Source organism: Micromonospora sp. Llam0, from assembly GCF_003751085.1.
Taxonomy (GTDB): Bacteria; Actinomycetota; Actinomycetes; order Mycobacteriales; family Micromonosporaceae; genus Micromonospora_E.
Genome location: NZ_RJJY01000002.1, coordinates 1384124 through 1395084 on the forward strand (window position 1 = coordinate 1384124; position 10961 = coordinate 1395084).

General features: G+C 70.6%; 13 protein-coding genes. 11 read left to right on the forward strand and 2 right to left on the reverse strand.

Annotated elements, in window-relative coordinates:
- The first annotated feature begins 8 nt into the window (after window positions 1-8).
- The 4 genes from EDC02_RS33735 to EDC02_RS33750 are packed head-to-tail and all read left to right on the forward strand — an operon-like array spanning window position 9 to window position 3917.
- Window positions 9-1220 carry an ABC transporter substrate-binding protein gene (locus tag EDC02_RS33735; protein WP_199758107.1) on the forward strand — a complete coding sequence of 404 codons (1212 nt, stop codon included), beginning with the start codon at window positions 9-11 and terminating at the stop codon, window positions 1218-1220.
- Window positions 1217-2080, forward strand: coding sequence for an ABC transporter permease (locus EDC02_RS33740; RefSeq protein ID WP_123606230.1), 864 nt, complete (start codon window positions 1217-1219; stop codon window positions 2078-2080). The genes EDC02_RS33735 and EDC02_RS33740 overlap by 4 nt, the downstream gene beginning before the upstream one ends.
- Window positions 2077-2880: an ABC transporter permease gene (locus EDC02_RS33745; RefSeq protein ID WP_199758005.1), complete on the forward strand. Its 804-nt coding sequence runs from the start codon at window positions 2077-2079 to the stop codon at window positions 2878-2880. Before EDC02_RS33740 ends, EDC02_RS33745 begins: the two co-directional genes overlap by 4 nt.
- A complete protein-coding gene (locus EDC02_RS33750; protein WP_123606231.1) occupies window positions 2877-3917 on the forward strand; it encodes an ABC transporter ATP-binding protein in 1041 nt (346 codons plus the stop codon). The genes EDC02_RS33745 and EDC02_RS33750 overlap by 4 nt, the downstream gene beginning before the upstream one ends.
- Window positions 3918-4042: 125 nt before the next feature.
- Here the strand turns inward: EDC02_RS33750 and EDC02_RS33755 are convergent, their stop codons facing one another.
- Window positions 4043-4696 (reverse strand): response regulator, encoded by a 654-nt coding sequence (locus EDC02_RS33755; protein ID WP_233606578.1) that lies wholly within the window; start codon window positions 4694-4696, stop codon window positions 4043-4045.
- Entirely contained in the window at window positions 4684-5823 is a 1140-nt protein-coding gene (locus tag EDC02_RS33760; RefSeq protein WP_148083747.1) for a sensor histidine kinase, read from the reverse strand. Before EDC02_RS33760 ends, EDC02_RS33755 begins: the two co-directional genes overlap by 13 nt.
- Before the next feature lie 230 nt (window positions 5824-6053).
- Here EDC02_RS33760 and EDC02_RS33765 point away from each other — a divergent pair, with 230 nt between their 5' ends.
- Genes EDC02_RS33765 through EDC02_RS33795 form a run of 7 tightly spaced genes read left to right on the forward strand, consistent with a single transcriptional unit; the run spans window position 6054 to window position 10959 of the window.
- On the forward strand, window positions 6054-6470 hold the full coding sequence (locus EDC02_RS33765; RefSeq protein ID WP_123606233.1) for an acyl carrier protein: 417 nt from the start codon (window positions 6054-6056) through the stop codon (window positions 6468-6470).
- Window positions 6442-6879 carry a holo-ACP synthase gene (acpS, locus tag EDC02_RS33770; protein WP_199758006.1) on the forward strand — a complete coding sequence of 146 codons (438 nt, stop codon included), beginning with the start codon at window positions 6442-6444 and terminating at the stop codon, window positions 6877-6879. Before EDC02_RS33765 ends, acpS begins: the two co-directional genes overlap by 29 nt.
- A 23-nt stretch (window positions 6880-6902) precedes the next feature.
- The gene (locus EDC02_RS33775; RefSeq protein WP_199758007.1) at window positions 6903-7643 is read left to right on the forward strand and encodes an SDR family NAD(P)-dependent oxidoreductase; all 741 of its coding nucleotides are present in this window, start codon (window positions 6903-6905) and stop codon (window positions 7641-7643) included.
- A gap of 4 nt (window positions 7644-7647) precedes the next feature.
- On the forward strand, window positions 7648-8103 hold the full coding sequence (locus EDC02_RS33780; protein WP_158632403.1) for a 3-hydroxylacyl-ACP dehydratase: 456 nt from the start codon (window positions 7648-7650) through the stop codon (window positions 8101-8103).
- A complete protein-coding gene (locus tag EDC02_RS33785) occupies window positions 8100-9335 on the forward strand; it encodes a beta-ketoacyl synthase (protein ID WP_123606236.1) in 1236 nt (411 codons plus the stop codon). The genes EDC02_RS33780 and EDC02_RS33785 overlap by 4 nt, the downstream gene beginning before the upstream one ends.
- A 14-nt stretch (window positions 9336-9349) precedes the next feature.
- Window positions 9350-9688, forward strand: coding sequence for a 3-hydroxyacyl-ACP dehydratase FabZ family protein (locus tag EDC02_RS33790; RefSeq protein WP_199758008.1), 339 nt, complete (start codon window positions 9350-9352; stop codon window positions 9686-9688).
- Complete coding sequence (locus EDC02_RS33795; RefSeq protein ID WP_123606238.1) at window positions 9685-10959, forward strand: beta-ketoacyl synthase; 1275 nt, start codon at window positions 9685-9687, stop codon at window positions 10957-10959. Before EDC02_RS33790 ends, EDC02_RS33795 begins: the two co-directional genes overlap by 4 nt.
- Window positions 10960-10961: the final 2 nt, after the last annotated feature.

The following is a 10961-nucleotide window of genomic DNA, read 5'->3' on the forward strand; positions in this document are numbered from 1 at the left end:
GGCGTGCCGTGGTCGCGCTGACCGCCGCCGGGCTGCTCGCCACCGCCTGCGGCGGCGAGCCCGGCGGGGCCGATCCCGCGCCGGGCGATTTCGCCCAGGTGCAGCGCGAGGCGCGCGGGCAGACCGTCAACCTGTTCATGTACGGCGGCGACGACGGCGCCAACCGCTACATCGACGAGGTCGTCGCCCCGGCCGCCCGCCAGCAGCTGGACGTCGGGATCAACCGGGTGCCGGTCACCGACACCGCGTTGGCGGTCAACAAGGTCCTCGGCGAGCGGCAGGCCGGTCGCGCCTCGGGCGGATCGGTGGACCTGGTGTGGATCAACGGGGAGAACTTCCGCACCGGCAAGCAGGCCGGGCTGTGGCAGTGCGGCCTGGTCGAGGTGCTGCCCAACATGCGCTACGTGGACTGGTCCGACCCGGCGGTCGCCAACGACTTCGGCACCCCGGTCGACGGCTGCGAGGTGCCGTGGAGCCGGGCCCAGTTCGCGTTCGTCTACGACTCGGCCCGGGTCGACGACCCGCCGAGCACGCTCACCAGTCTGCTGGACTGGGTCCGTGCCAACCCGGGCCGGTTCACCTATCCCGCGCCGCCGGACTTCACCGGCTCGGTCTTCGTCCGGCACGTCCTGGCCGCCCAGTCCGGCGGGCGCGACCAGGTCCCGGACGGGTTCGACCAGGCCGCCTACGACCGGCTCACCCCTCCGCTGTGGCAGACCCTGCGCGAGCTGCGGCCCGCGCTGTGGCGCGAGGGTGGGACGTACCCGGCCAACGAGAAGGAACTCAACGACCTGTACGCCAACCGGCAGGTCGACTTCACCATGACCTACGGCCCGGCGCAGGTCACCAGCCTGGTCGAGCGGGGCCAGTTCCCGGCCACCACCCGCACCCTGCTGCTGGACGAGGGGACCATCGGCAACACCAACTACCTGGCCGTGCCCGCCAACGCCGCCAACCGCCCGGCCGCCCTGACACTGGCCGACCTGATGCTGTCGCCGGAGTTGCAGTACGAGAAGGCCAGGCCTGGCGGGTGGGGGCAGTACCCGGCCGTCGATCTGGACAAACTGGACGTGCAGTGGCGGGACCGGTTCGCCGCCCTGCCCACCTCGCCGCAGGTGCCCGGCTACGCCGAGCTGTCCCGCAACAGCCAGCCGGAGCTGCGCGCCGACTGGCTGCCGCCGCTGGAGGAGGGCTGGCGGCGCGAGGTCCTGCAACGGTGAACCACCACCGTCGTCGTACCGGGCTGCTGCTGGTCCTGCCCGCGCTGGCCGCCGTCGTGCTGCTCTTCGGCGGCGGCCTCGGCTACGGCCTCGCCCAGAGCCTGGGTCTGGCCGGTTTCACCGACGCCCCACCCGGCCTGGCCGCGTACCGGCAGGTGACCGAGGGGCCGGCGTTCGTCGACGGGCTGCTGCTCAGCCTGTGGATCTCCACCGTGGCCACCGTCCTGGCCGTCGTCATCGGCGTCGCCGCCGCCCTTGCCCTGCGCCGCACCGCCGGCGGTCGGCGGACCGCCACGTTCCTCGCCCAGCTGGGGCTGCCGGTGCCGCACCTGATCGGGGCGGTCGCGATCGGGCTGCTGCTGGCCGACTCCGGGCTGCTCGCCCGGACCGCTCACGCGATGGGTGTCCCGCTGCCCGCCCTGGTCGCCGACCCGTACGCGATCGGCGTGATCGTCGAGTACGTCTGGAAGGAAGCCCCGTTCGTGCTGATCGTGGTCCTCGCCGCCCTGGGCGGCCCGGTCGGCGAACACGAACAGGTCGCCGCCACCCTCGGCGCCAGCCCTCGTCAGGTGCTGCGGCGGGTGACCCTGCCGCTGCTCGCCCCGTCGATCCTGGCCGTGGCGGTGCTGATCTTCGCGTTCACCCTCGGCGCGTACGAGGTGCCGGCGCTGCTCGGCCGCGCCTACCCGCAACCGTTGCCGGTGCTCGCCTACCAGCGGTTCACCGCCGCCGAACTGTCCGGCCGCGCCGAAGGGGTCGCGGTCGCGCTGCTGATCGCGGCGGTGGCGGTGGCCGCCGCGGGGGCGTACACCTGGGCCAGCCGGCGGGCCGTCGGCGACGTCACCGGGGCGAAGCGGTGACCACGCTGGCCCGCCCGGCGGTGGTGATCCTCGCCGGGCTCTGGGTCGCCGGACCGCTGCTGCCGCTGGCCGTGCAGGCCTTCACCGACCAGTGGTTCTACCCGGATCTGTGGCCGGGCCGATGGTCGTTGGCGGGCTGGCGGCAGGCGCTGGGCCCGCAGTCGCGCCTGCCCGAGGCCGTCGCCACCTCTATCGGCATCGGGGCCGCTGTCGCCGTACTCGCCACCGTGCTGGGCGCCGCCGCCGGGCGGGCGCTGGCCTGGCACCGGCTGCCCGGCCGGCGGCTGATCGAACTGGTCCTGCTCGCCCCGGTGCTGGTGCCGCCGTTCGCCGTCGCGATGGGCGCCCAGACCGTGTACCTGCGCGCCGGCCTCGCCGACTCGGTCGCCGGGGTGGTGCTGGCCCAGCTACCCGCCGCCACCGCGTACGCCACCCTGCTGCTGTCCGGGGTCTGGGCCGGAGTCGACCCCGACCTGGAACGGCAGGCCCGCACCCTCGGAGCCGGGCCCTGGCGGGCAATGCGCGCGGTGAGCCTGCCTCAGCTGCGCGGCGGCCTGACCGTCGCCGCGATGTTCGCCTTCCTTGTCTCCTGGAGCGACTACCTGATGACCCTGCTCATCGGCGGCGGTGTCGTCACCACCGTGCCGCTGCTGCTGTTCGCCACCGCCGCCGGCAGCGGCAACCAGGCCGCCACCGCCGCCATCGCCCTGGTCGCCATCGCCCCGCCCCTGCTGCTCACCGCCCTCGCGGCCCGCCAACTCGCCGGCCGCGACACCGCCCGGCTCGGAGTCGGACGATGACCACCGACGTCACCATCGACGCCCTCGACCACACCTACCCCGGTGCCGCCGCACCGACCCTGCGCCGGGTCAGCCTGGAGGTGCCGGCCGGCACCCGTACCGCGATCCTGGGCCCTTCCGGCAGCGGCAAGTCGACCCTGTTGTCGATCGTCGCCGGGCTGACCGCGCCCACCGGCGGCGACGTACGGTTCGCCGGTCGCAGCGTTCTGCGCCAGCCGGCGCACCGCCGCGACCTCGGCGTGGTCTTTCAACGTCCGCTGCTGTTCCCACACCTCACCGTCAGCGAGAACGTCGCCTTCGGGCTGCGGATGCGCGGCACCGACCGCACCGCCACCCGGCGACGGGTCGGAGAGCTGCTCGACGCCGTCGCGCTCGTCGACTACGCCGGACGACGCAGCACCGCGCTCTCCGGCGGCCAGCAGCAGCGGGTCGCCCTCGCCCGGGCGTTGGCCGCCCGGCCGGCCGTGCTCCTGCTCGACGAGCCGTTCAGCGCCCTCGACCCGCAACTGCGGGCCAGCATGCGCACCCTCCTCGCCGACCTGCACCAGCGGGAGGGCACCACCACGCTGTTCGTCACCCACGACCGCGACGACGCCGTCGACGTCGCCGACCAGGTCGCCGTCCTGCTCGACGGCCACGTCGCCCAGCACGCCCCACCCGCCGACCTGTTCCGCCGATCCGCCACTCTCGCCGTCGCCCGCTTCCTGGGCGGCGCGGTCAACGTCGTCGCCGGCTCCGCCCGCCCGGGCCGCTTCGACTGCCCCCTCGGCAGCCTGCACCTGGACACCGACCACCGGGGACCCGGCCTGCTGCTCATCCGACCGGAGGCGATCGTGGTCGCCGACGACCAGCGGGGCGACAACGTCGTCCCGGCGACCGTTACCGCCGTCACCGACCGTGGCACCCACCTCGACGTGCGGGCCACCAGCTCGGGGCTCACCCTGCAGATCAGAGTCGGGCCGGCGACCCCGCTGCGGCTCGGCGACGAGCCACTGCTCTGGCTACCCCCGGCCCATCTCAGCGTCGTGACGCCGTAGGTCCACCGGCCTGTGGCCCGAAGCGTGAACGACAACGCCAGTGTCGTGCCTTCTTCCACGACGACGGCGAACGCCTGCTCACGGTACCGCTTCACCAGACGCAGGACGCAGCACTGGCCGCAGCCTCATGGTGGAGGGGGGTCACCGGCGACCAGGCCATCTTCACGCACTCGGTTGGCGAGGTCGAGTTTGGTGTAGGTCGGTCGGCCTACGGACCGGTACTTTTCCTTCACCCGTTCCAGGTAGTGCTTGGCCGTAGCAGGCCGAATGCTGGTGCGCCGTGCCGCAGAGTCCAACGTCATGCCGGATGCGTACGCAACCAGCAACCGCAGTTCCTGGTCGGACAGTCTCGGCTTGTTGGGCCGGCTGTCGTGGGCTATGGCGAAGGCCAGTTCGCTGGGAAACATCTGTTGGCCGCGATGGATGTCGCGGATCATCGCGGCCAGTTCGGCCAAGTCATGATTTTTGGTCAGATACCCGGCGGCACCTGCGGCGTGGGTGGCCAGCATGTGCGCCGGATCGGCCATGACAGTGGCCACGAGCACCTTGGGGCCGGCCCGGATGATCCGGCGCACGTTGGTGGCCGGATCGGAATTGTCGGCCAGCATAAGATCGAGAACGACGACGTCGATGGTGCCCATGTCGCGTTGCATCAACTGATCCACTGATTCGACGGTAGCCACCAGACGAAGATCAGGTGCACTGTCAACCCACGCGGTCAGGCCGGAAATCAACATACGATCGTCGTCCACGGCTGCGATCGTGATCACTGCGGCCACTTCAGCTCCACGCAGGTCCCATCGCCGGGGACGGAATGCACCGAGGCCGTTCCCCCCACTTCTCGCATTCTAGCTATGATCGAGGTTCGTATTCCAGTTCCAGGAGTTGTCTCATCGACGGGTTCGAAACCCACGCCACGATCGACGATGCGGACCACGACCGCACCGTCCTCCATGCCCGCGGTCAACCAGGCCTCGCCGGTGCGAGCGTGGCGGTGTGTGTTGTTGAGGGCCTCTCGGCAGGCCATCGCGATCGCGGTGACCGCTCGTCGATCTATAGAAGACGACAGCGGTGCGAGCAGCGGGTGCAGCCGTAGGCCGATGCCCGTGGCGTCCGCTGCCACCGACGCCAGCGCGGCTGGCAGGCTGTCGGACGCCACGGTGCCCCCTTGCATGATGGTCCGCAGATAGGTGGCGTCGCGGGCGGCCAAGGCTCGGACCTGGTCGGAGTTGGCATCGAGCCGGCCGCTAGCGATCGCGGTCAGCGTGGCCAGTGCCGTGTCGTGCACTACGCGCCGACTCTCCGGGGCATCCCACTGGGTCTCGCCAGCGTCTTCGCAGCGGCCGATGGTGTCGTCGGTGGCCAACAGCGTCCGGCGAGTCGCACCGGCCACCAGAGCGATGACGACGAGGGTTGCCGTGTGCGCCGCGACCTGAGGCACCGTGATGTCAACGGCGTCGGCAGGGTGAAGGGCGAGCAGTAGCGGGATGGTGACCAAGCTGGCGAGCGCAACCATGACAGCGCGGGTCGACAGTGCCCATCCGGCGACGATCGCCGCGCAGTGCAGGCTGCCATAGCTGAACGCCAGGTCCTCCCAGCCGCCGGCGAGCGCCAGCAGGCCGATGCCTGCGGCGAGGCCGACATCGAGCACGGCGAGGGGTTGCCGGAAGGCGGCATGCCGCCAGGCGTCCCATAGCAGGATGCATCCCCAAGCCGTAGTAAGGGCCACCGCGATGGACATGGATGTGCCGGGCCGAGCGGAGCCCTCGGCAAGCACCGTGGCCAGGCTGATCGCCCGGTGTACTCCGACTATCAGCATGACCAGCCGGAATATGCGCGGCATGGCATCGATGCTGGCCGTGACGTCGGCTGCCGGCCGCATCGGACGAGCAAGCAATGTGGACATCTGCGATGACTCCTTGAAGCACGTTCTGCGGCGCCGAAGACCGCTGTCTACCGAGGAAAGTACGACCGACGACCGGAGCCGTATGTGGGCGGCATTACACAACGCGCACCTGATACCTCGCCGTCAGACGAATGTCAACGACGGTAATCGGCCGTCTACTGCCGGCCGCAGCGAATTTCTAGCGTGTCGGTGCAGGCGCACAGCGCCGATCCGAATCGAGGAGGTTTGCTATGGCTGACGGTGGGATCACCGATTACGTCGCGGTCCTGCGCCCCGCACTGGCCGAGGCGGTGGGACTCGAAGAGAGCGATATCGAGCCGTCGGCCACGATCCTCGGCGATCTGGGCGCGGAGTCGATTGACCTGTTGGATGTCCTGTTTCGAGTCGAGCGGGTGGTGGGTGTGAAGATCTCGGCGACCGAGATCGCCGACCTGCTGCAGGGTGACCTCAGCGACGATGAGTTCGAAGGACCTGGCGGGATCGTGACCGCAGCCGGCCTGGACCAGTTGCAACGGGTGCTGCCGCAGATCGACAAGGCGGAGCTCGCCGGACGTCTGGTCGCCGACGACATCATGAACCTGTTCACGGTGGAGAACCTGGCGTACCTGGTGGCCCAGCGTGCGGCGATGGCAGCAGATGCCCGCTGACGGCGCGAGCCCGGTTCCGCGCGTGCTGGTCGGCACCGATCTGGTGGCCATCGACCGGTTGGCGTCGATGCTGACCGCACAGCCGGATCTTGCCGGCGAGGTATTCACCGAGCGCGAGTTGTCCTACTGCAGCGGCCGGCGTCGACGCCACGAGCATCTGGCGGCCCGGTTCGCCGCCAAAGAAGCGGTGTTCAAGGCGCTCGGCACTGGCCTGGCCGGCGGGGTGGGCTGGCGTGATGTCGAGGTGGTCAACGCGGCCAGCGGTCGACCCAGGCTGCGCCTGGCCGGTGCGGCACGGTCGGTGGCGGGCACGGCAGGGGTCCGGTCGATGGAGATTTCGCTGTCGCACACCGCACACCTGGCCATCGCGTTCGCGGTGCTGGTATGCGACGGGGCGGTGGCGCCGTGACGCTCAAAGGCCAGGTGGCTCTGGTGACCGGCGCGTCGCGCGGCATCGGTCGCGCCACCGCTGTGCGGTTCGCGGCGCAGGGCGCCAGCGTCGCCGTGAACTACCGATCCCGTAATGACGAAGCCGCAGAGGCCGTCAAGCAGATCGAAGACCTCGGCGGTGCCGCGGTCGCCATCCAGGCGGACGTATCCGATCCGGACCAGGCAGCCGCCCTGGTCGAGCAGACCAGACGGGAACTGGGCGGGCTCCACTACCTGATCAACAATGCCGGGACCTCCCGGGACAGCCTCATCTTCGATCTCGACGTCGACGAGCTGTGGCAGGTGATGCGAGTCAACCTCGGCGGGGTCGTCAACATGACCCAGGCGGCGATGAGCCATCTCATGTCACAGCGGGACGGCTCCATCGTGAACGTGTCGTCGATGATGGCACAGCGCGGCTGGACCGGCGAATCGGCGTACGCGGCATCGAAAGGCGCGATAAACGCGTTCACCCTGGCCAGTGCGGTTGAGCTGGCCCGGTTCAAGGTCAGGGTCAACGCGGTGCTGCCTGGCTTCACCCGTACCGAGCTGGTCGGTCCACGCCTCGACGGCGAGAAGGGCAGGGCGCTCGCGCGCCAGATCCCGCTGCGCGGCTTCGGCGACGTGGAGCAGATCGCACAGGTCATCTCCTACGTGGCGCAGTCGCCGTACATGACCGGTTCGCTGGTCCCGGCCGATGGTGGCTTCGGCGCCCAGCTCGGCATCGGCCGGATCGGCGGATGACACCATGCGTTTCCAGCTGATCGACCGGATCGAGGCCTGGCAGCCGGGCTGCGGGATCACCGCGCGGAAGGTGACCGCGGCCGCGGAGGAGTTCTGGTACGCCGACTCGGCCGGCTGGATCGTGATGCCGCCCGAGCTCGTGCTGGAGGTTGTCTGCCAGGCAGCCACCTGGCTGATCATGCTGAGCAGCGGGTTCGAGCGCCGCGCTCTGCTGCTGGCGGTCGGCGAGATGACCGTCCACGGCTGCGTCGAGCCCGGCGACGTGCTCACCGTGACCGCAACCGTCGCATCCAGCATCGCCGACGCCATCGTCGTTGACGGTCGGGTGGAGGTGGAGGGCCGGACCGTCCTGGAAGCCTCCGGGATCATGTGCGCCCTGCGCGAGGCGGAAACGTTGCAAGCCAGGCATGACGTCGAGCGGATGGCTCGCTGCCTGCTACGTACGGAGGTGCGGGGATGAGGCGTGTGGTAGTCACCGGCATCGGGGCGGTCACGCCGTTGGGTAACGATGCCGAGGCGACGTGGCGTGCTCTCGCCGAAGGCCGCAGCGGCATAGGGCCGCTGACCACGTTCGACACCTCCGGCTTTCCGGTACGGATCGGTGGACAGGTACATGACTTCCCGCCACCGAAGCGCCTTCCCGAGGGCCTGAACTGGCGGCACCTGTCCAGGGCGGGCCAGTTCGGCGTCGTCGCCGCCGCCGAGGCGATCCGTGCCTCGGGCGTGCGCCCCGAGTCGGTCAGCGATCGCCGCGGCGTGGCCATGGGGGCCAGCATGGGTCGACCCGATCTGCAGATGCTGGTCGACATAGGGCACAGCGGGAAGATCGAGCGGCAGCCGCCGTCGCGCACCCTGGCCGGTAACCAGAATTTGCCCTGCGCCGCGATGACCCGGATGCTGAACGCGAGCGGGCCGCTGATCGGGACCAGCACCGCCTGCTCCGGCTCGGGCCACGCCATCGGCGAGGCGATGCGGGTAATCCAGGATGGTGACGCCGACCTGATGCTGGCCGGCGGCTACGACTCGCTGACCAGTTGGCTCGACGTGCTGGGGTTCAGCTTGCTCGGGGCGCTGGCCAGCGGAGGCGAAGACGAGCCGCAGCGTGCGTCCCGGCCCTTCGACGCCCGCCGATCCGGATTCGTGCTCGGCGAGGGCGCGGTCGTGTTCATGCTGGAGGAGTTGGCGCACGCCCGAGCCCGTGGCGCGGAAATCCTCGCGGAGTTGCTCGGCTACGGCTCCACCCTCAACGCCTGGCGCATCACCGACTCGCCACCGGACGGCTCGGGCGCGATCGAGGCCATGCAGGCGGCCCTGGCCGACGCCGACCTCCACGCTGATGCCGTCGACTATGTCGCCGCGCACGGCACCAGCACGCCCGGCAACGACGTGTCCGAGACCAGGGCGATCAAGAAGGTGTTCGGCAACCACGCGTACCGGCTCTTGATCAGCTCACCGAAGTCGATGTCCGGGCACCTGACCGCCGCCGCGGCCGGGCTGAACCTGCTTGCCGCGATCGGCGGAATCCGGCACGGCATCGTCGCGCCGACGATCAATCTGGACCGCCCCGGCCACGGGCTCGACCTGGACTACGTGCCCCACCGCGCCCGCCCCGCTCGGATCCGCACGGCCATGGTCAACGCTTTTGCGTTCGGTGGCAGCAACACGGTTCTCGTCGTGGGAGCGCAGCGATGACACCGCTGGACCGGGTGCTGGAGATCCAGCCGGGCAGACGCGGGGTGGCCATCATGAACATCCCGGCGACGCTGTCGCTGTTCGACAGCCACTTTCCCCGATTTCCGGTACTGCCCGGAGTGCTGCTGCTGCAAGCCATGGCTCGGCTGTCGTCGCGCGTTGTCGGCGACGGCTGGCGGTTGCGTGCGGCGCACCGCATCCAGTTCAGGCGTTTCGTTCAACCGGGCGACCAGGTGGTGATCACCGCCGAGGTCACCGCGGACACCGATGAGGTGATCGAGTTGAGAGCCAAGGCCCAGATCGCGGACAGCACGGTAGCGACCGCCCGCCGGCTGGTTCTGGAGCGGGTATGAGCAGGCGGGTGGTGATCACGGGGATCGGGCTGCTCACCGGCCTTGGCGAGGGCGCCGCAGCCAACTGGGACGCCCTGCTGGCCGGACGCAGTGCCATCGCCCGGTTGACCGGCTACGACCCGTCGCCGCTGCACAGCCAGCTCGGCGCGGAACTCGCCGGGTTCGACCCGCTGCGGTTCGCCTCCCGCAAGGCGCTGCGCATGCTCAACCGTGGCGACCAGCTCGGGCTGGCCGGGGCGACGCTGGCCGTCGCCGACGCAGGACTCGACACCGGCACCGAACTCGGCCACCGCACCGGGCTGTTCCTCGGCGGCGGCAAGGAGATCTCCCGCCTCGACGACCTGATCGCCAACCTGTCGGCCATTCGCGCCGAGGGCGGCACCGCCGACCTGCTCAAGCTGGGCCGCACCGCCTCCTCGGTGCTGCCGCCCCTGTTCTTCGTCGAGGGGCTGCAGCCGGCCGCGGTGTTCCATGTCTCGGAGAAGTTCGGCATCCGCGGCCCCAACTGCTTTTTCGCCGGTACCGCCGACAGCGGCGCCCGCGCCATCGGGCGGGCGATGCGCGCCATCCGGCGTGGCGAGGCCGACCGCGCCATCGCCGGCGGCTACGACGATGCCAGCGGCTGGTGGTCGATGTCGAAGATGGACGGTCTCGGGGTGCTCTGCACCGACAACGACGCCGGGTCCGCCGCATTCCGGCCGTTCGACAGCCAGCGAAGTGGCTCGGTGCTCGGCGAGGGCGCCGCCATCCTGGTGCTGGAAGAACGGAACACCGCACTGGCCCGGGGCGTGCCCTGCTACGCCGAGCTGATCGGCTTCGGGGAGGGCAACGACTGCCGGCCCGCACCCAGCCCCGATCCACAGGGACGCGGCGTGGCTGCCGCGATGCGCCGGGCGCTCGACGACAGCCGACTCGAACCCGGCGCCCTGTCCTATGTCGCCGCACACGGCAGCGCCACCTGGGCCGGCGACATCAGCGAGGCACGCGCCATCCGGCACATCCTGGGCCCGGCCCAGGTGCCGGTCAGCACCGTGAAGCCGCAGACCGGCCACCTTGTCGGCGGCGCCGGCGCACTCAACGTCGCCGTCGCCGCGCTGGCACTTCGACACGGGGCGGCACCGGCGACGCTGAACCTCGACGATCCCGACCCCGGATGCGACCTCGACCACATCCGGCGCGAGCCGATGTCGGCCCGGCTACATCATGCTCTCGCGCTGGCCCGCGGCTTCGAAGGCCAGGCCACTGCGCTCGCCCTCACCACCGCGCACTGAAA

Bases quoted from the DNA above. Each gene is read 5' to 3' on its own strand.
- EDC02_RS33750 (WP_123606231.1), top strand. From the start codon at position 2,877: ATGACCACCGACGTCACCATCGACGCCCTCGACCACACCTACCCCGGT.
- EDC02_RS33760 (WP_148083747.1), bottom strand. From the start codon at position 5,823: ATGTCCACATTGCTTGCTCGTCCGATGCGGCCGGCAGCCGACGTCACG.
- EDC02_RS33765 (WP_123606233.1), top strand. From the start codon at position 6,054: ATGGCTGACGGTGGGATCACCGATTACGTCGCGGTCCTGCGCCCCGCA.
- EDC02_RS33780 (WP_158632403.1), top strand. From the start codon at position 7,648: ATGCGTTTCCAGCTGATCGACCGGATCGAGGCCTGGCAGCCGGGCTGC.
- EDC02_RS33785 (WP_123606236.1), top strand. From the start codon at position 8,100: ATGAGGCGTGTGGTAGTCACCGGCATCGGGGCGGTCACGCCGTTGGGT.
- EDC02_RS33795 (WP_123606238.1), top strand. From the start codon at position 9,685: ATGAGCAGGCGGGTGGTGATCACGGGGATCGGGCTGCTCACCGGCCTT.